Here is an 18,948-nt window from a genome sequence, read left to right on the forward strand (position 1 = left end):
ACCATCACCGAGGAGACAGACGCATGAAACCCCGTTCGACCATTGCCCCGTGGGCATCACCGATCGCTCAGGAGCGTCTGTCGGCCCTCGAGCACCTGCACACCGAAGACAGCGCAGCCCAGGTCGTCGAGTCCGTGCACCGGGCCCTGACCGAGTATCACGCCCGCATCGACGACGGCATCGTCCTCTACGCCGGCACCAACGTCCTGTCCCCGAACGTCACCGCCCTGCACGACACCGCCCTGTCCACCCGGCCCGCGCTGGGGTGGCCCGGGGAGAAGGTGCAGACCGCGGTCCAGGAGATCGAACACCTCGAGGTAATCGCCGCCCGCCAGGTCGCCGCCTCGATGCGAGGCACCTACGCCGAGGTCCGGTACCTCACCGCGACCATGGCGAACCTCGCCGCCTACATCGCGTTCACCGAACCCGGCGACACCATCGCCGTGCTGTCCCCGGAATCCGGGGGTCACGCCAGCCATCAGCAGAGCCTCGGCACCGCCGGCATCCGCGGGCTGACCGTCGAACACCTACCGTATTCGCCCAGTGCCCTCGACATCGACGCCGGCGAGATCAGCGACTTCGTCTACCGGGTTCGGCCGCGCCTGATCGTGGTCGGTGGCAGCGTCACCCTGTTTCCGCACAACCTCGACCCGATCCGCGAGGCCGCCGACCGGGTCGGTGCCGTCCTGGTCTACGACGCCTCCCACACCGCGGGCCTGATCGCGGCCGGCTACTACCAGGACCCGCTCGCCGAGGGCGCCGATGTGGTGACCTTCTCGACGTACAAGACCTACGCCGGTCCCGCGGGCGGCGCCGCCGTCACCCACTCCGCCGAATACGCCGAACGCCTCGCCGAGGCCGCGTATCCGACGATGCTCTCGAACTACGACCCGGCCCGGCTCGGCCCCCTCGCAATCGCCGCCCGCGAGGCGATCGAGCAGGCCCCGGCGTGGGCCGCGGCCACCATCGAGTACGCCGGCGAGCTGGCCGCCAACCTCAACGCACACGGACTCATCGTCGTCGGCCGCCGGCTGGGCTACACCCGCAGCCACCAGATCGTCATCGACGCTCAACGGCTCGGCGGCGCACCCGTCGCAGTCCGCCGTCTCGAGGCCGCCGGCATCTACACCGGCGCCTGCCGGCTGCCCTGGCAGACCCCGGGAAGCTCACCGGAAGGCGTGCGCCTGGGCGTACAGGAGTTCATCCGCCGCGGCGCCGGCTTCGACACAGTCACCGATCTCGCCGACCTGATCTACCGATCGTTGACCACCTCCACCGAACACCCCCTCGCCCAGGACACCCGCCTGCTCCGCCACCGTGTCACCACCGACCTGTGGGGTCGCCCCGCGACTGCGCCCTCTCCGGAAGAATGGAGCGTGGTCTGATGGCGATCAGCGTCTTCGACCTCTTCTCCGTCGGCATCGGACCGTCCAGCTCGCACACCGTCGGACCCATGCGAGCGGGCGCCCTGTTCGTCGACGAGGTCAAGAACCTCCTCGACCTGCGGTCGATCACCCGGCTCGAAGTCGATCTCTACGGGTCCCTCGCCGCGACCGGACGCGGGCACGGCACCCTCGGTGCAACCCTGCTCGGGCTGGAAGGCAACGCCCCGGAAACGATCGACCCCGACTATGCCCGTGATCGGGTCACCACGATCGACACCGAGCAGCGACTCGAGTTCGGATCGGCGAACCGGCTCCCGTTCAGCACCCACGCGATCGGCATGCACCCGCTGACCATCAAGGACCGCCACACCAACACCATCCGGTTCGCCGTCCACACCGACCCGGCCGCGGCCGGCTACTCCCCCGAGCAACTCGCCGCCGCGACGCCCGCGCACGAGGCGGTGTACTACTCGGTCGGCGGTGGCTTCGTCGAGCCCCACGGGCAGGGCGCCAACTCCACGACCGTGCCGATCCCGCTCCCGTTCCACACCGGTACCGAACTCCTCGACATCTGTGCACGCGAGAACCTGTCGATCAGCGACGTCATGTGGCGCAACGAGATCGCGGCCCGCCGGCCCGAACAGGTCCGTGCCGGGTTGCTCGAGATCTGGCAGGTGATGGCCGAGTCGATCCACAACGGTTTCACCGCCGACGGATATCTGCCGGGAAGCCTGCGGGTCAAACGCCGCGCACCGGAGTTCTACCGCCGCCTCACCGACCCCGAACGCGGCATCGACCATGCGGACTCGATGGACTGGCTCAACGTCGCCGCGATGGCCGTCAACGAGGAGAACGCCGGCGGGGGCCGGATCGTCACCGCCCCCACCAACGGTGCCGCGGGCATCGTCCCGGCGGTGCTGTTCTGGGCGTTGCGCTACCTGCCTACACTCCCGAGCCCACAGGCACGCGACAACGCGGTCGTCCAATATTTGCTCGCCGCCGCCGCGATCGCCGTGCTCTACAAGGAACGTGCCTCGATCTCCGGCGCCGAGGTCGGCTGCCAGGGCGAGGTCGGTTCCGCCTGCTCCATGGCCGCCGGCGCCCTCGCCGAACTCCTCGGCGCCACCCCCGCCCAGGTCGAGAACGCCGCCGAGATCGGAATCGAGCACAACCTCGGCCTCACCTGCGACCCGATCGGCGGGCTGGTGCAGATCCCGTGCATCGAACGCAACGCCATCGCCTCGGTCAAGGCCGTCAACGCCGCGAAGATGGCCCTGCACGGCGACGGCACCCACCGCGCCTCCCTCGACCAGGCCATCGAAACGATGCGTCAGACCGGGATGGACATGCTCTCCGAATACAAGGAAACCTCCACCGGCGGGCTCGCCGTCAACGTCCCCGAATGCTGACCGCGAACCACCCCGACGACCGCACGACAGTGTCCGGATCGGTACCCGGTCCGACCGCTGCGCGATCCGTCCGAAAGTTACGTACGGAGCGGATGATGAGACTGTGAGCGAACGAGAGATCCAGCCCGCGATCGACGAGATCGCCAACGCACTGGGCACCGGTGCCTCCCTCGACGACCTCACCGGCCGCCTCGTCGCCTACAGCGTCCAGCACGGCCACGCCGACGACGCCCGGGTGCGCGCATTGCTCAATCGAGAAGTCCCCGAGGACATCCGGGCGTGGGAGGCGAGCCACGGCACACAGACCGCCGTCGAACCGCTCATCGTGCAGGCCAATCCGGACCTGAAGATGGAGGCGCGCATCTGCGTGCCGCTGATTCATCGAGGGGTGCGCACCGGGCTGCTCTACGTCATCGATCCCCTCGTCCCGGAAAACCCGGACCGCGTCGCCAAGACCGTCGACGTCATCGCCCCGCAGGTCGAACTCCTCGCAACCGTCCTCTACGAGATGGCGTCCCCGCACCTGGACGAGCGACACCAACGCGAGGTCGAGTTCTTCGCCGCCTGCCAAGGCGATGCCGGGGCGCTGAGGTCGGTGGAAAGCTGGCCTGCGGTCCGGTCGGCATCCTCGCTGCGGTTGGCGGTCTCACTCTTCACCTCCGGTCCGAATGTCACCGAGGTGTCCGAGGCGAGGGCCGCGCAGGTGCGCCTCGCCAGCCAGCAGACCGTGTCCCGGTACCCGAGCGTCGTCGCCGGATCGGTCCAGGACACCCATTCCGTGGTGCTGCTCCGCCCCGACAACGAGGCCAACGCCGCCCTGCGCCTGCACCAACGACTCGCCGCCGCCTCCGGAGTCGGGCAACCCGGCGACACGCACACCGAACGCCTCTTCACCGGTGTCACGGAGAACATCGCCGCCGCCGACGAACTACCGGAGGCATACCGGCGTGCGGTGATCGCCGCGCAGACCGCCGCTGTCGAACCCGAATCGGGAACCATCGCGTCCTGGGAAACGATCGGCCCCTACCGGGTGATCGCCACGCGGGTGCTCACCGACGACGGCGTCGTGTCCGAACTGCTCGCCACCCTCATCCGCGGCGACTCGACCGGCGATCTCCTCGACACTCTCGAGGTGTTCTACGACCAGGGCGACAGTGTGAAAGCTGTCGCCGACACCCTCCATCTGCACCGCACCAGCCTCTACTACCGGCTCAACAAGATCCGCGACATCCTCGGCGTCGACGCCCTCAACGGTGCCACCCGGCTCGAATTGCACCTCGCCCTCAAGGCCCGGCGCTGGAACCGTCGACCCCGAATCTGAGAAGCACCCGAACTCCGACAATGTCTGGAGCGGCACCTCCGAATCCGAGCGGCGGGGCTCAGCGCGCAGTCGGGGTGTCGCGTCGGCGGTCGTCGGCATACATGGCTTCGATCCTCGCCTTGATCTCGGCGGTGCTCATCCCGCCGGGCCGGCGCGGCATGCGCGGAGTGGAAACGGAGATCGACGGGGTCTGAGGTCTCGCCATGAGAATGTCTGCCTTCATCGTGATGGGTGTGTGCCGCTGCGGGGCCGCGCAGCTGTTCCGCCAACCACGCATACATGTGATCTGTTTCACACGCGCTGGCGTTACACCCGCAGTGCCGACGCATCTCCGGCGGCCCGCTCGCCCGGGGCACCGACGACGATTCGACGCGCGCTCGCGGCGGGACGGCGAATGTGACGCCAGTTACTTTCGAGCGAATCGATTCATTCCGCATCGGTGCATCGATACCATTACCAGCACAGCCTTCACTCACTCTTTGAAGTCGGTGAGGGGTCAGGTCCGGGAGCCTCCCGGACCCATCGATGTCGAGCCCAGGCATCAACACACTCACACACCCGTTCCCGTCTGCGGACGCCGGGTTTCACGGATGCGCTCGCGGACCGGCCCTCGCTTCCGGCTGGTCACCACGAGCGAAACTGCGATGCGTCGAGGGGTCGTGTCGCACAACATTTTCCGAACAACGAATCCTGCAGCCGCCCGACTCCGCCCCCGCAAAGGAGGCCAAGCCCACCGCCCCCTCGATCCACCTTGCACGACCCGACGGCAACCGACCCATGCCCGCGTGCCGAACCCACGCGGACCGCATTGCCAGCGGATCGTGACACGTTCGACTCTCGAAAGCGACCTCTTCCGCAGTGCCTATGCCTGATCATTCACATCACCACATCAACCCGGACTGGCAGCACCGCGCCTCCTGCCGCGGGGCCGACACCGAGATGTTCTTCTCCCCCGACGGTGAACGCGGCAGCGTCCGCGCCCAGCGTGAGCGTGCCGCCAAACAGATCTGCCAGGACTGCCCCGTGCTCGCACAGTGCCGCGCCCACGCCCTCGCCGCCAGCGAGGCCTACGGCATCTGGGGCGGCATGTCCGCCAACGAACGCGCCCGCCACACCCGAACTCGTCGCCGCCAACCGGCGCACCGCGCTTATCGAGTTCCGATCCTCGACAATGGGCGTGTCCCCGCGAAGGAGTGACCATGAGCGGATCGATCGCATCATCCCCTCACGACGGTGCCCGCGCGCTCGTCGTGACCTTCTCCGCGGCGGTGGCGATCGTGAGCTCGTTCATCGGCTCGGGGGCCCTGGTCGGAACCCCGATCTCCCAGGTCGCCGACGGCGCCCTCGCCGCCGACGCCACCGCAGTGGCCCCCGGCGGGCCCGCCTTCTCCATCTGGACACTGATCTACCTCGGGTTCGTCGCGCTCGCGATCTGGCAGGCGTTGCCCGCCCACCGCACCGATCCTCGACAACGCCGCGCCGGGTGGTGGCTCGCCGCAGCGATGCTCCTGAACGCGGCATGGATAGTCTGCGTGCAGTTCGACCAACTGTGGCTCAGCGTCCTGACCATCCTCGTGTTGCTCGCAGTGCTGATTGTCGTGTTCGCCATCCTGACCACCACGACGCCGTCCAGCCGTGTCGAGGCGATGGTCGTCGACGCCACCGCATTCGTCTATCTCGGCTGGGTCTGCGTCGCGGTGGTCGCCAACATCGCCGCCGCTCTGGCCGCCTCCGACATCGATCCCTTCGGACTCGGGGCCGATACCTGGGCCGTGCTCGTCCTCACCGCAGTTGCCCTGGTCGCCGTCGTCCTCGCCGTCGCCGGTCACGGACGCTTCACCGTCACCGCCGCCATCGTGTGGGGACTCGCCTGGATTGCCGTCGCACGGACCACCGGCGATGGATTCACCTCGCCGCCGGCCGCCATCGCCGCGATGGTCGCCGCAGCGGTGGCCATTGTCGCCACCGCGATCGCCCGACTACCCCGCTCACGTCCCGCCGAGACGCGCATCACGAACCCGTAATCGACTGCAGTGCTGCGACATACGACACCTCACGCACCGGGCCTGAGCGCCCGTTCCTCCACTCGGCCCGGAGACATCGCCCTACGAATCCGTTCGGCTGCCGGAGTTCGGCGAACTACCATCGGCTGTAGACGCGCGGGAGACTGGAACGAGCCGTCACCTCGGCCGGGTTCTTTCTTATGTGGACATCTCACGGCGAGCCGCAACCTGGATCGGATCAACTGGTGGTGGGCTGGTGTCATGCACGTGCAGACCGTGAAGACCGACGGAATCGTGTCCTCGGTGGTCCTGGTCGGGTCCGATGGTGAGCCAGTACTGCCGGTGACCCGGTTCCTGCGGTACGTGCTCGATTCCGGCAGGAGCCCGAACACCGCACTGGCGTACGGCTACGACCTGCGCCTGGTGTTCGAGTTCTTCGCCGAACACAACATCGATTGGCGTCGGTTCCGGCCGGCGCACGCCCTGGAGTTGCTGGGATGGTTGCGCCGTCGTCCGGCGCGCAGACCCGCCCAGCGACTGGGCCTGGCGGCCGTCGGACCCCGCGGGCGGTTGTTGGCGCCGGCGAGTGTGGCCCGGGTGTTGGCGGCGGTCTCGAGCTTCTACGACTGGGCAATCGTCGCCGAACTCGTCTCCGACCAGAATCCGATGCGCCGCCGCCGCGATATCGCGTTGGCGATGGTCGCCGAACGGCACCGCCCGTTTGCGGGACATGCGAGCAGACAACAGCCGGTCAGCCGGGACATCCGGGTCCGGATTCCGCGCCGTCTGCCGCGGCCGCTGAGCGAGTCCGAGGTGACCGCGGTGCTGGAGAGCATGACCTGTTTGCGGGATCTGGCGATGGTGCTGTTGATGCTCGACGGCGGGCTGCGGCCGGGAGAGGTGCTCGGTCTCCAGCTCGGTGATATCGCCTACGGGCGACGGCGGGTCACGATCCGCAAACGCGACGACCATCCGCGGGGTGTACGGGGGAAGTCCCGGCACGAACGGGTCGTCGACCTGCTCGATCCTCGCACCTTGGATGCGGTGAATCGGTATGTGCTGCATGAACGTCCAGTGGACGCGCCGAATCCGTTCGTGTTCCTGGTCGGCGGCCGGGGCGGTCGTCGTTGCGTGCCGCTCTCGTATGCCGCGCTCGTGCGGATGTTCGCCCGACGACTGGAGGCACTCGGGTTACGCACCGTCGACAAAACTCCCCACGCCTTGCGGCATACCCACGCGACGGTGATGTGGGAGGCGGGGATGCGGGAGTTGGCACTGCAGCGACGCCTCGGGCACGCCTCGCCGGAATCGACTCGGATCTACACCCGAGTGTCCGACATACAGGTCCGGGACGAGTACGCAGCGGCGCTACGGGATCGCCGATGACCGGGCCCGCGACTGCCCGGCCGGTACCCATCCCGCACCCGCGGCGGCACGTCGACGAAGGCGAATACCAGGCATGGGTCGGTGCCCATGCCGGCTGATGCTTTATCGCGGCGACCCCGACCTGACCTCGATCACCGTCGCGGACCTGTTCGAGTTCGGGTCGGCGATCCGCGCATTCGCCGCCCGCGAGGATTTCAATGCGCTACGGCGGGCGCTGTTCCCGAACGGCCAATTCCTCGATGGTCCCGACGCCAACCGTGGATTTTTCCGGGCCCAGCTCGCCAATCTCCACGCCACCCATGTGCTGCTGTACAACGTCGGCCAGGTCACGGTGGCGCCGCGCATCGGCACGCGAACGATCGAGGACTGGACCGACCACCTGCTGCCCGAACCGTGCCCGCCCAAGATCCGGGAGGTCATCGAGCGGTACCTCCAACTGCGCCTCGACGCCAAACTCGATCGACCGCAGACGGTGCACCACGCCCGGCAGGCACTGCGCCGGCTCGTCAACTGGCTCGGCGCCCATCACCCCGAAGTCACCAGCCTCGCCCAGCTCGACCGCGCCACCATCGAGGAATACATGCGGTGGCTGCCGAGCTGTCCGAGCCAACACACCGGCCAGCCGCTGACGACGACCACGGTCAAGCACGAACTCAACGCGATCGCCGGGTTCTGCCGCGACACCGCGGTCTGGGAGTGGGCCGAGGTCCCCGGCCGACCATTGCTGACTTCCCGCGACACGCCTCGGCGCCCGGAGTCGATTCACCGCTACCTCCCTCAACACGAACTCGACGCAATCATGACCGCGATCGAGGACCTGACCGACCCGCTGCAACGTGCCGCACTGTTGTTGCTGCGCTGGTCCGGGGCCCGCCGCGACGAGATCCGCCGCCTGACATGGGACTGCCTCGATACCTATCCGGGCGGACATCCGCGGCTGCGGATCCCGGTCGGCAAAGGGCACACCGAACGGATCGTCCCGCTGCACCCGGACGCGGCCGCCGCCCTCGAGAATGCCATCGGCCTGGCCCGGGCCCAACGTTCGATCGCCCGGATCGACGAGGTCACCGGCCGGCGAGTCGATTACGTCTTCGTCCGCCGCGGCAAGCTGCTCTCGGTCAAGACCCTCTTCGACGAGGCGTTCCGGACCGTCTGCGGCGCTACGGGTCTGGTCGATGACCGCGGATCCCCGACCGTGAGCGCACACCGGTTGCGGCACACCCTCGGCACCCAACTCGCCGAAGGCGGCGCCCGCATCCAGACGATCATGGCGGTACTCGGCCATCGCAGCGCGACCATGTCCATGATTTACAGCCGCATCTCCGATCCCGAGATCCGCCGTCAATACGAGACGGCGCTCGCCGACGGGCACCGGATCGCCGGCCCGGCGGCCGATGCCCTGCTGCACGATGCCCTCGACGACGCCACCGTGGACTGGCTGAAGACGAATTTCCTCGAGACCGAACTCGAACTGGGGCACTGCCTGCGGCTGCCCGCCGAGGGGCCGTGCGAATGCGACCTGATGCTGACCTGCCCGAAGTTCCTCACCACCAGCGAGTATGCGCCGCGGATTAGGGCGCGCCTGGCGACCGAGCAAGTACTGATCGACGACGCCCGCTCCCGCGGCTGGGATCGGGAAGTCGAACGGCACGAAGCCACGTGCCGACGTCTGCAGCACTTGCTCGATGACCTCGACGACGGCGAGGCCCAATGATGTTCAGGAATGGTTGGGGCACAACAGGTCCGAATCCACCGACCAATCGTGGTGTGCGAGCCAGTCCCGCACCGGCACCGGGACCTCGTCGGTGCCGGGATCTGTTCCGGTGATCAGCGGGCCGTCGCCGCACCGGGAGCAGCTGATCACCAGGACATGTCCATGTGGCTGACAGCGGGCGCAGTGCCGCGTCTCGCGCAGGTGGCCGAGCTCGTCGAGGTGTAGCCAGACGGTGGCGAGGTCGGCGCGGTGCGGGACGAGGTCTTTACGCGTGGTGGGCTGATGTCCACAGGTGGGACATGCGAGCGGTTGGGCGCCCGTGGTGGTCGCGACACCGAAACTGTTGACGGTGACGGCTTCTGCTCAGCCGCGGCGTCGGCGGTGAGCGTCTGCGCCGGCCGGGGCGGGAGATGCCGGTAGAGGGTGGAGCGGGTCAGCCCGGTCTTGCCGGTGATCTCAGCGATGGTGGCGCCGCCGTCCCGGAGTTGGGTGGCGTAGGCGAGTTGGGCGTCGGTGACCACGCTGGGCCGGCCGGTGCGGCGGCCCTTGTCGGTGGCCACCGTGCGGGCATGGGCGGCGCGGTCGACCGCGTAGGTGCGTTCCATCTGCCCGAACAGCGCCAACAGCACCACCGCCAGCTGTCCCATCGGGTCGTCCGGGTTCGTCGAGTCGATGCGGATCGGGTCGGCCAGGTTCCGGAAGCCGATGCTCCGCTGGTGCAGGTCGTGGATCAGGTTCAGGGTGTCGCGGACGGTGCGGCCGAGCCGGTCGAGGGTGTGCACCACGATGACATCGCCGCCGCGGGCGTAGCCGAGCAGGGCCTGCAGCCCGGGACGGTCGGTAGTGGTCCCGGACTTCCTGTCCACGTAAATGTTCGCCGAGTCGATCCCAGCATTGGTGAGAGCGTCGATCTGACGAGCGAGGTCCTGCTTGCTCGTGGACACCCGGGCATACCCCAACTCCATACCCTGATCGTACCGAAAGTCAGGTTTGTACGGGACTTATGACATGCTCTTTTGGGACTGACTTTTGAGATGTTCTGACCAGGCGCTTTGCGGGGTGCATCAGTGAGTGGGCGACCGTCTCATTTCCAAGATGTGGAACATGGTGTTCGGTGATGCCGGTAGCTCGCAACGGGGTGAGGCCGCTTCGGCTGACAAGTCGGAGTTGACGGTGTGGGTCACGACGCGTTGGTCGGTGGCCATTTGGCTTCCGGGCGGGCTGGGGCCCCGTACCTGTGGGAGCAGGTCCTGCGGGGATTCGGATGTCGGGCATGCCGGTGCCCGCCGTGCCGGCCGCCGTACGTTCGATCCTCGGCGCCGGCCGTGTCCACGCACATCAGGCTAAGGGAACTGGCGGGAGGCTCTCGGGCCCGATTCCCGGGTGCTCGATCTGTGCGCCGGGTCCGGGATTTTGAGTGTCTGCGCTGCCGAGCAAGGTGCGCGGGTGACGGCGGTCGACGTCTCGCGGCGTGCGGTGGCGACTGCGTGGATGAACACCCGGCCGCACCGTCGTTCGGCGCGAGTGGTGCGCGGTGACCTCACCGAGCCGGTTCGGGGCGAGCGTTTCGATCTGGTGGTGTCCAATCCTCCCTTACGTCCCCGCCGAAAATGATCGGGTGCCAGTCAGCGGGATCGCACGATCCTGGGATGCGGGTAAGGACGGTCGCGCGGTACTCGACTGGATCTGCCTGCACGGACCCGATGTTCTCGAGGCCGGCGGGGTGCTGCTGTTCGTGCAGTCCGCGTTGAGTGGGATCGAGAAGTCCGGGACGATGCTTGAGGAACAGGGCCTGTGCGTGGATGTCGTGTCGCGGGTCGAGGTCCCCTTCGGGCCGGTGCTCGCGGCCCGACGGAACATGCTCACACAGCGTGGAGTGATCGCTATGGGACAGCGCAGCGAGGAGCTTGTCGTGCTGCGGGCGGTCAAGTGAGGGGGCGCGCGGGTGCCTGCGCCCAGCCTGTGACTCCCCGCCCGTGGCTTCGAGTCGAGGACCCCGCCCCATCGCCGGTACCGACCTGTGTGCGTGGTGACGGACCAGAGGCGACGAGATTGGCCACCGCTGCCGGGGGATGGCTCGAGAAGCACGTCGCGCGATCGGCCGCCGTGCACACCCACACCGAGCTGGGCGACACGATGCCCTCGAGTCGCTATGCCGATGCCTGCCAGTTCTCGGTCTGTTGTTCGGCGATCGAGATGAGACGGTCGTAGCCGAGGTTCACATCGACGAGGTGGGTGTTGAACAGGGGCAGCTCGTTGACCGGCTGTCCGGTGGGATCGGTGAGATGGAACTGGTAGAAGCGGTACCCGTTCGTGTCGGTGCATCCGCCGACCGTGCGTTCGGCGATGGTGGTCCACGAGGACGCCGAGGTGGGTGCACCGTGCGGGAACGAGGTGTATCCGAGCAGCACGGAGATGATGCCGAAGGCGAAGGGGGAACTGGGGATCGTCAGGCCCACCGGGTCGGTGTTCCCGCTCAGCACGGCGGGGTCGGTGCACGCGATCTGATAGCCGGGACCGCTCGGCAAACCCATCACCGGTGAGAGGGCATCGAAGGAGCTGTTGCCGAACAGCGACACGGTCGGATCGGCGACCGCGGTGGAATAGGCGACGACGCAGCCGGATTCACCCTGCTCGGTGCACACCGGGATGTTCTGGAAGTCGCCGCCGACGGTGCTTCCGCGGGCGGTGGTGACGTTGCCGCCCATCAGGAAGGCACCGACCAGTTTCTTGCGAAGTTCGGGGTTCGGGTCGATCTGGTCACGAATGAGCTTGCGCAACATCATGGTGCCCTGCGAATGACCGATGAGGATCACACCGCGCCCGTTGTTCTCATGAGCGAGGTATTCGTTCCAGGCGCCGAGGACGTCGCCGTACGCGGTCTGGGCCAGGGGGGCACCCACGAGCGCGGCCTCGATACCGGGGGTGAGAGTCATCTGCCGGTAGATCGGCGCGAAGACCCGGCACTGGCTGGAAAACCGCGCGGCCTGATAGCTCGCGATGGACTGCACTTCCGGTTGCGGCGTCAGGTCGGCGTTGAGGGCGAGTTGGTCGCTGACGGTGGGGTACACGTAGAAGCAGTCGACGGGCTTGTCCGACTCGTCGACCTGGTCCGCGGCCGAGACCACCCCGGTGCCGAGGTCGGTGGTGTCGGATCCAAGATCGCAGGGATCCGAGGCCATCTCGGGGGTGCACAACCACTGCACCGGCGGTGGTGCGGGCTGCGCTACCGCCGGCGCCGACAGGCCGCCTGCCGCGGCGAGGACGATCGCACCGAGCGAGGACGCGATTCCCCGGCGTATGAACACGAACACAAGCAGCCCCTCACATGTGTGGTCACAACCGCATGACCCGACAAGTTAGATAGTGGTGTCTAACTTTGGTGGCATGAGCGTAGAGGGTAGTGGCGCAGATTACAATCACTGCATCGGAGTGACCCCCGCCATGGGTGTTGGGGTCAGTCGGGGATCAAGGCGCTCAGCAAACGCGTCATCAATTCGATGAGGCCCTCGACCGGGGGCCGCGGGTCGGCCGTGCTCCACTGCTGCACCAACGCGACGAGCGCACCGATGAAGGCCGTCGACGCCATGTCGTACCCCCCGGGCGGAACGAAGTCGGCGCCCATCGCGCCCCCGACTGTCGACTCGAAGAACGAGACCCACACCCCGCGCTGGTCGATGCGGTGCTGCTCGACCCGAGGGCTGACACCGACGATGTCCACAAACGAGATCTTGGTGCGCCGCGGATCTCGGCCGATCGACTCAACGAAGGCCGCCATCGCCACGGCCGCCAGTGTGCGTGGATCGGTACCGGTCTCCTTCGCGAGCGCCGCGACCATGGCCTCACGTGCGTCGGACTGAACCTGGTCGTACACCGCGAGAAGGAGGTCCTCGCGACTGCGGAACTCGTCGTAGAACTGGCCGCGGGCGAGATCGGCCGCGGCGCAGATGTCGGCGACGCTGCTCTTCGCGTACCCCTTCTCGGCGAAGACGGTCAGCGCGGCCTCGAGGAACCGGGACCGCCGTTCCGCCTTGCGCGCTGCGACCGGCCGGCCGCCGTACGTTCGATCCTCTGTGCCGGCCGTGTCCACGCACATCAGGCTACGGGAACTGGCACAGGGCCCCCTCCGACCGATCGGGGATTCGGATGTCGGGCATGCCGGTGCCCCGCCGTCGAGCCTGCCGACGGCGGTGCCCGCACGAGGTCACCACCACGACGGCTCAACCACACCGGACCATTTCGTCGGGAAGACCATTGCTGCGAAGAGTTGTCCTAGTCGCGGGCGAGGAGGGCGGAGAGTCGGGCGTCTCTTGTGATCAGGCGCGAGAGCTCAGCCCGTTTCACCCGCTTCGGGTGAAGGCGCACTCCTGGCGGTATGCGAAGCATGAACGGAAGGGGTTGCCGGCCGGATGGCGGAGGTGTCGACGATGTTCGATGGTGACAGGACTCGATTCGAGGGCGGGTATCCCACCGAGGAGACGATTCGGCGGGCATACGAAGACGCGGATCTGGTGCGGGCGATCCAGTGTTACCGGTTCTTCTATCCGACCGTCTCGCTCGAGGCGACCTGGCGCGGCAACCTCTCGGGTGGGGTGGTGCCGAACGAGGTCTTCGCCCTGCTCGAGGGCACCCCGCAGCAGTTCGTGTTCACCCCCAACTCCGACACCCCATATACCGGGCTGGCGCTGGACTTGAGCGGTGGCCCGATGGTGCTGGAGTTGCCCCCGGGACCGTTGATGGGCGCGGTCAACGACCTGAATCAGCTGTGGGTGATGGATATCGGGCTCCCAGGTCCGGCGAAGGCCGCGGGCGGCAAGCATCTGGTAATCCCGCCGGGATACGACGGCGTTGTCCCCGACGATGTCTATTCGGGGCGGTCGACGACCAACCGGGTGCTGGTGCTGGTGCGGGCATTGCCGCAGGGCAAGGACGTCGCCGGTGCGATCACGCTGATGAAGTCGGTGAAGGTGTACCCGCACGAACCGGTCGCTGAATGGCTTGAGCCGACCTGGATCGATCTCAGCCGCCAGGCGGATCTCGATTTCACCCCGGTGCGGTGGGAGGACAATCTCCAGTACTGGCAGGTTTTGCACGACATCATCGACGCCGAACCCGCGTACGAGGGGTATCGGAGTCAGTACGGTGAGCTCGCCGCGCTCGGTATCGCCAAGGGCGCCCCGTTCGAGCCGGACGAACGGATGAGCATCATCCTGGCCCGGGCCGCCGAACTGGGGCACGCCCAGCTGTGTGTGCAGTCGTTCGCCGACCGGCGTCCCGACCGCACGGTGTGGGAGGGACGGCACTGGGAATGGGCGGTGCTCCGGCCGGAGAACGGAACATTCGAGACGGCGAACTACGTGGATCTGTACGCCCGGGAGAAGTGGTTCTACCAGGCGCAGATCGAATCCCCCGCGATGTTCGCCCGCAGCCCGGGCGCCGGATCGCTGTACTGGCTCGGACTACGTGACTCCGACGGTACCTACCTGAACGGCTCGAACACCTCCACCCTGACGGTGCCGCAGCCGGTGCCGGCGAAACTGTTCTGGTCGATCACCGTCTACGACGCCGAAACCCGCAGTGAGATCCGGACCGAGCAGAACCGGGCTGCGCTCCGGTCGCTGTTCGAACTGTCCGACCTCGACCCGCAGGCCCCGATCGTGTTGCACTTCGGTCCGGACTCCCCGGCGTCGGAGGAGGCCGGCCGCTGGATTCAGACCCTCCCGGGGCAGGGCTGGTTCGTCTACTTCCGCATCTACGGCCCCGACGCGCCGGCGTTCGACGGGTCGTGGCAGTTACCGGATTTCGACAAGACGTCGCAGTGAGCATCCGAGGGTCGGTGGTGCACCTGAATGTCGGTGCGCATGATGAACACCGTGTCCCGGGTCTGGTTCACCAGTGTCCCTTCCAGGGTGATCACATCACCGGTTCCTCGCGCCGCCCGAATGTTCTCGATCACGAAGAATCCGGTGAGGATGTCGCCGGGGCGTACCGGCCGCACGAAGCGGAGTTCGCGAACGCCGCGGCCGGCGATGATGCGCCAGTGGGTGAAATGCCGCACCGTCGCGAGGCGTTGGAAGATCCCGAGGGTGTGGATTCCGCTGGCGATGATCCCTCCGAAGTAGCCCTCGGCGGCGGCGTGGCGATCGGTGTGGAAGGTCTGCGGATCCCACGTGGTCGCGAAGTCGATGATCTCGGTTTCGGTGACCGCGTGTGAGCCGAGTCCGAACCGGTCACCGATGCGCAGGTCACGACCGTAGACGGGGATCATCGCGGGGTGACCCACTGACGGATCTGCTCGGGCAGGCCGAGTGATCGCGGTTGCGAGGGGGTGGTTGTCGGGGTGTCCGAGAAGCGGGGCGCGGGCGCAGGCTGATCGACTCCCGCGACTGTCGCGAACGTGCCGCGGGCGGCCATGTGCGGGTGCTGCAACGCCTCGTCGTAGGTCAGGACCGGAGTCACACAGGCGTCGGTGGTCGCGAAGACCTGGGCCCACTCGTCGCGAGTACGGGATTTGAACGCGATCTCGAACTCCGCCCGCAGGTGTGCCCACCCTTGCCGATTCCACTGCCCCGGTAGTCGGGTGGCGTCGAGTTGCAGGCCGTCGAGCAGTTGGGCGTAGAACTGCGGTTCGATCGCACCGACCGCCACGTGTTTGCCGTCCGCGCACTCGTAGGTGTCGTAGAAGGGGTGCGAGCCGTCGAGCAGGTTCTCACCGCGGCCGGTGGCCCAGGTTCGGTTGCTGCGCAGCGACCACATCATCTGCGCCAGCACACTGGCACCGTCGACCATGGCGGCGTCGACGACCTGCCCGCGACCGGAGGACTCGCGTGCGAACAGCGCCGCGAGGATGCCGACGACGAGGAACATCGAACCGCCGCCGAAGTCGCCGACCAGGTTCAGCGGTGGTACCGGCCGGTCGCCTGCCCGGCCGATGTTGTCGAGGATCCCGGTGAGGGAGATGTAGTTGATGTCGTGGCCGGCGCGGTCGGCGAACGGGCCGCTCTGCCCCCAGCCGGTCATGCGGCCGTAGATCAGCCGGGGATTGACGGCCTGGCAGTCGTCGGGTCCGAGGCCGAGCCGTTCGGTGACACCGGGGCGGAAGCCCTCGACGAGGACATCGGCGTGCTCGATCAGCTCGAGGATCCGGTCACGGTCCGCGGTGTTCTTCAGGTCGGCCTCGACGATGTGGCGGCCGCGGAGGGTGGCGTCTGCGTCGATGGTGGTGCCGGGCGCGTCGGTGTGGGTGCGGCGTTCGACCCGGACGACCTCGGCGCCGAGGTCGGCCAGGAGCATGCAGGCGTGCGGGCCGGGGCCGATGCCGGCGAGCTCGACGACGCGTAGGCCGTTCAGGGGTCCGGTCATGAGATGGGTTCCTTCTCTCGGGCGGCCGCGCGGATGGCGTCGGCGCCGGCGGGGTGCACGATCTGGCCGTGCTGGGCGATGTTGTGGGCGTGGCCGAGGTTGTGAAGCGCGAGTGCCGCATCGAGGGCGGTGGACTGTCCCTGGGCGTCGAGGCTGCGGTTGATGCTTTCCTTCGCCAGGCGCAACCCGAACGCGGGACGGGTGGCAATGGCGGTGGCCAGGTCCAGGGTGAAGGTGTCGAGGTCGGCGGTGGGGACGAGATGGTTGATCATTCCGACCTGCTGCGCCTCGGCTGCGGTCAGCGCCCGTCCGGTGAACAGGATCTCTTTGGCCTTGCGGGCGCCGAGTTCCCAGGCGTGGGTGAAGTATTCGACACCGTTGACGCCGAATGCGGTGACCGGGTCGGAGAAGGTGGCGTCGTCGGCGGCGACGATGATGTCCATCGGCCAGAGCAGCATCAGTCCGCCGGCGATGGTCCGGCCCTGGGCCTGGGCGATGGTCGGTTTCGGGATGTTCCGCCACCGCTTGCACAGGCCCAGGTATGCCTCGCATTCGAAGGCGTAGTGCCCCTCGATGCCGGACGCGCCGAGCCCGGATTGCATCGTGGCCACCGGGGTGCAGGGCATCGCGAAGCCGGCCTCGAGGTCGTGGCCGAAGGAAAAGTCGGGTCCGTCCGCGGCCAGGACGATGACCTTGACTTCGTTGTCGTCGGTGGCGGCGGCGAGGGCGGCGTCGAGTTCGTAGAGCAGCTGTGGGCTCTGGGCGTTGCGCATTTCCGGGCGGGCCAGCACGATTCGGGCGATTCCCGGGGCGGGGTCTTCCCGCCGGATGAAGCCGGCCATCACACGTACTGCTTCCGGAGTTCGCGTTTGAGGATTTTGCCCGCACCCGACATCGGAAAGCTGTCGACGATTTCGAGGCTGCGGGGCACCTTGTAGCCGGCGATCTCCCGTTTGCTGTGCTCGCGCAGTTCGTCGAGGGTCAAGGTGGTCCCGGGCTTGAGGGTGACGACGGCATGGACGCGTTCACCCCACCGGTCGTCGGGCACGGCGATCACCGCGCACTGGGTGACCGCGGGGTGTTTCGCGAGAACGTTCTCGACCTCGATGGAGTACACGTTCTCTCCACCGGAGATGATCATGTCCTTGATCCGGTCGGCGACGAAGACGTAACCGTCGCCGTCCATGGTGCCGCCGTCGCCGGTGTGCATCCACCCGTTCCGGAGGGCGGCCGCGGTCTCGTCGGGTTTGTTCCAATAGCCGAGCATCACGTGGTCGCCGGTGACGATGATTTCGCCGAAGTGACCGCGCGGCACTTCGTTTCCGTCCGGATCGACGATCTTGATCAGAGTGTGGGGGGCGGCGCGTCCGGCGGAGCGGCGCCGGATCGGGTGGTGGTGGTCTTCGTCGTGCAGCAGGCTCGCGACCGGGGCCAGTTCGGTCATGCCGTAACCCTGGAGGAATTTCGCCGACGGGAATGCGGTGCGGGCGCGGTCGAGGAGGGACTCGGAGATCGGGGACGCCCCGTACATGATGTGGCGCAGACTCGACAGGTCGAACTCCGCGAGCCGGGGGTGATCGACGGTCATCTGGATCATGGTCGGGACCAGGAGGGCGTCGGTGACACCGTGGTCGGCGATCGCGGTCAGGGTGGTGACCGGGTCGAACGCCGGAATCATCACGTGGGTGCCGCCGAGCAGCATGTGCCCGATCACCGAGGCGAGGTCGGCGAGGTGGAACATCGGTGCGGCGTGCAGGGCCCGCCCGGCGGTGGACCAGGCGCCGGTGGCCGCGCATCCGGTGGCGGAGGCGAACAGGTTGCGGTGGCTGAGCATCACCCCCTTCGGGAAGCCGGTGGTGCCACCGGTGTAGAAGATCCCGGCGAGGGCGTCGCCGCGGCGGCGGGCGTCGGGCACCGGGGTCGACTCGGTCGCCAGCGTCTCGAACGCCAGCATGCCGTCGGGCGTGGGTCCTTCCCCGCAATGGATCACGGTCGTCAGATGCGGGCACAATGCCTGCAGTTCGGCGGCGAGGGCGACGAATGCGTCGTCGAGGAAGAGCACCCGGACACCGGCCTCGTCGAGCGAGTACGCGATCTCCTTGACCGACCACCGGGTGTTGACCGGCACGATGACCGCATCCGCCCATGCGACGGCGAGGATGATCTGGAGGTAGCGGTCGGAGTTCAGGGCGAGAAGGGCGATCCGGTCGTCGGTGTCGGTGCCGAGGCCGCGCAGTCCCCCGGCGAGGGCCGCGACTCGGTCGTAGGTTTCGGTGTGGGTGAGGCTGCGGTCACCGCAGATGGTGGCGACCGTGTCGGGGCGTTGTTGCCGGTTGCGGTGCAGTGGTTGGGTCAGATGCATCAGTGG

At 67.7% G+C, this 18,948-nt stretch carries 19 protein-coding genes; 10 read left to right on the forward strand and 9 right to left on the reverse strand.

Annotated elements, in window-relative coordinates; genetic code table 11:
* Nucleotides 1-23: 23 nt before the first annotated feature.
* From ROP_RS11670 to ROP_RS11680, 3 genes are all read left to right on the forward strand, one after another.
* On the forward strand, nucleotides 24-1,385 hold the full coding sequence (locus ROP_RS11670) for a DegT/DnrJ/EryC1/StrS family aminotransferase (protein ID WP_012689549.1): 1,362 nt from the start codon (nucleotides 24-26) through the stop codon (nucleotides 1,383-1,385).
* Entirely contained in the window at nucleotides 1,385-2,794 is a 1,410-nt protein-coding gene (locus tag ROP_RS11675) for an L-serine ammonia-lyase (RefSeq protein ID WP_012689550.1), read from the forward strand. Before ROP_RS11670 ends, ROP_RS11675 begins: the two co-directional genes overlap by 1 nt.
* Before the next feature lie 103 nt (nucleotides 2,795-2,897).
* Nucleotides 2,898-4,115, forward strand: coding sequence for a PucR family transcriptional regulator (locus ROP_RS11680; protein WP_012689551.1), 1,218 nt, complete (start codon nucleotides 2,898-2,900; stop codon nucleotides 4,113-4,115).
* 58 nt (nucleotides 4,116-4,173) lie between these two features.
* On the opposite strand, the gene ROP_RS43495 is transcribed toward ROP_RS11680, so the two are convergent.
* Nucleotides 4,174-4,320, reverse strand: coding sequence for a hypothetical protein (locus ROP_RS43495; RefSeq protein ID WP_167315956.1), 147 nt, complete (start codon nucleotides 4,318-4,320; stop codon nucleotides 4,174-4,176).
* Nucleotides 4,321-4,979: 659 nt separating this feature from the next.
* On the opposite strand from ROP_RS43495, the gene ROP_RS11685 reads away from it, so the two are divergent.
* The 4 genes from ROP_RS11685 (at nucleotide 4,980) to ROP_RS41060 (ending at nucleotide 9,218) form a co-directional block, all read left to right on the forward strand.
* A complete protein-coding gene (locus tag ROP_RS11685) occupies nucleotides 4,980-5,312 on the forward strand; it encodes a WhiB family transcriptional regulator (protein WP_043824613.1) in 333 nt (110 codons plus the stop codon).
* Nucleotides 5,313-5,314: 2 nt separating this feature from the next.
* Entirely contained in the window at nucleotides 5,315-6,139 is an 825-nt protein-coding gene (locus ROP_RS11690; protein WP_012689553.1) for a tryptophan-rich sensory protein, read from the forward strand.
* Nucleotides 6,140-6,379: 240 nt separating this feature from the next.
* Nucleotides 6,380-7,504, forward strand: a complete 1,125-nt coding sequence (locus tag ROP_RS11695) for a tyrosine-type recombinase/integrase (RefSeq protein WP_012689554.1) — start codon at nucleotides 6,380-6,382, stop codon at nucleotides 7,502-7,504.
* 97 nt (nucleotides 7,505-7,601) lie between these two features.
* Nucleotides 7,602-9,218 carry a tyrosine-type recombinase/integrase gene (locus ROP_RS41060; protein WP_012689555.1) on the forward strand — a complete coding sequence of 539 codons (1,617 nt, stop codon included), beginning with the start codon at nucleotides 7,602-7,604 and terminating at the stop codon, nucleotides 9,216-9,218.
* A gap of 3 nt (nucleotides 9,219-9,221) precedes the next feature.
* Here ROP_RS41060 and ROP_RS44040 read toward each other — a convergent pair whose 3' ends face one another.
* Both ROP_RS44040 and ROP_RS11705 read right to left on the reverse strand, forming a co-directional pair.
* A complete protein-coding gene (locus tag ROP_RS44040; RefSeq protein WP_231868885.1) occupies nucleotides 9,222-9,368 on the reverse strand; it encodes a hypothetical protein in 147 nt (48 codons plus the stop codon).
* Nucleotides 9,365-10,183: a recombinase family protein gene (locus tag ROP_RS11705; protein ID WP_012689556.1), complete on the reverse strand. Its 819-nt coding sequence runs from the start codon at nucleotides 10,181-10,183 to the stop codon at nucleotides 9,365-9,367. Before ROP_RS11705 ends, ROP_RS44040 begins: the two co-directional genes overlap by 4 nt.
* 418 nt (nucleotides 10,184-10,601) lie before the next feature.
* Between ROP_RS11705 and ROP_RS45230 the strand changes: the two genes are divergently transcribed.
* On the forward strand, nucleotides 10,602-10,832 hold the full coding sequence (locus ROP_RS45230; protein ID WP_012689557.1) for a methyltransferase: 231 nt from the start codon (nucleotides 10,602-10,604) through the stop codon (nucleotides 10,830-10,832).
* A 4-nt stretch (nucleotides 10,833-10,836) separates the two neighbouring features.
* Nucleotides 10,837-11,151, forward strand: a complete 315-nt coding sequence (locus ROP_RS45235) for a hypothetical protein (protein ID WP_012689558.1) — start codon at nucleotides 10,837-10,839, stop codon at nucleotides 11,149-11,151.
* Nucleotides 11,152-11,368: 217 nt separating this feature from the next.
* Here the strand turns inward: ROP_RS45235 and ROP_RS11715 are convergent, their stop codons facing one another.
* Together ROP_RS11715 and ROP_RS11720 are read right to left on the reverse strand one after the other, a co-directional pair.
* Nucleotides 11,369-12,532, reverse strand: a complete 1,164-nt coding sequence (locus ROP_RS11715; protein WP_012689559.1) for a DUF3089 domain-containing protein — start codon at nucleotides 12,530-12,532, stop codon at nucleotides 11,369-11,371.
* Nucleotides 12,533-12,675: 143 nt separating this feature from the next.
* Entirely contained in the window at nucleotides 12,676-13,314 is a 639-nt protein-coding gene (locus ROP_RS11720) for a TetR/AcrR family transcriptional regulator (protein WP_012689560.1), read from the reverse strand.
* A 331-nt stretch (nucleotides 13,315-13,645) separates the two neighbouring features.
* Between ROP_RS11720 and ROP_RS11725 the strand changes: the two genes are divergently transcribed.
* The gene (locus tag ROP_RS11725) at nucleotides 13,646-15,040 is read left to right on the forward strand and encodes a DUF1254 domain-containing protein (protein WP_197535751.1); all 1,395 of its coding nucleotides are present in this window, start codon (nucleotides 13,646-13,648) and stop codon (nucleotides 15,038-15,040) included.
* Here the strand turns inward: ROP_RS11725 and ROP_RS11730 are convergent.
* From ROP_RS11730 to ROP_RS11745, 4 genes are read right to left on the reverse strand one after another with little or no spacing between them, the layout of a single operon-like run.
* The gene (locus tag ROP_RS11730; RefSeq protein ID WP_231868886.1) at nucleotides 14,971-15,501 is read right to left on the reverse strand and encodes a MaoC/PaaZ C-terminal domain-containing protein; all 531 of its coding nucleotides are present in this window, start codon (nucleotides 15,499-15,501) and stop codon (nucleotides 14,971-14,973) included. The genes ROP_RS11725 and ROP_RS11730 overlap by 70 nt on opposite strands.
* Nucleotides 15,483-16,580 (reverse strand): CaiB/BaiF CoA transferase family protein, encoded by a 1,098-nt coding sequence (locus tag ROP_RS11735; RefSeq protein ID WP_012689563.1) that lies wholly within the window; start codon nucleotides 16,578-16,580, stop codon nucleotides 15,483-15,485. The genes ROP_RS11730 and ROP_RS11735 overlap by 19 nt, the downstream gene beginning before the upstream one ends.
* Nucleotides 16,577-17,422: an enoyl-CoA hydratase gene (locus ROP_RS11740; RefSeq protein WP_043824615.1), complete on the reverse strand. Its 846-nt coding sequence runs from the start codon at nucleotides 17,420-17,422 to the stop codon at nucleotides 16,577-16,579. The genes ROP_RS11735 and ROP_RS11740 overlap by 4 nt, the downstream gene beginning before the upstream one ends.
* Nucleotides 17,422-18,942, reverse strand: a complete 1,521-nt coding sequence (locus tag ROP_RS11745) for an acyl-CoA synthetase (RefSeq protein ID WP_012689565.1) — start codon at nucleotides 18,940-18,942, stop codon at nucleotides 17,422-17,424. The genes ROP_RS11740 and ROP_RS11745 overlap by 1 nt, the downstream gene beginning before the upstream one ends.
* Between the last annotated feature and the right edge of the window lie 6 nt (nucleotides 18,943-18,948).

The sequence above is a fragment of the Rhodococcus opacus B4 genome (assembly GCF_000010805.1).
GTDB lineage: Bacteria > Actinomycetota > Actinomycetes > Mycobacteriales > Mycobacteriaceae > Rhodococcus_F > Rhodococcus_F opacus_C.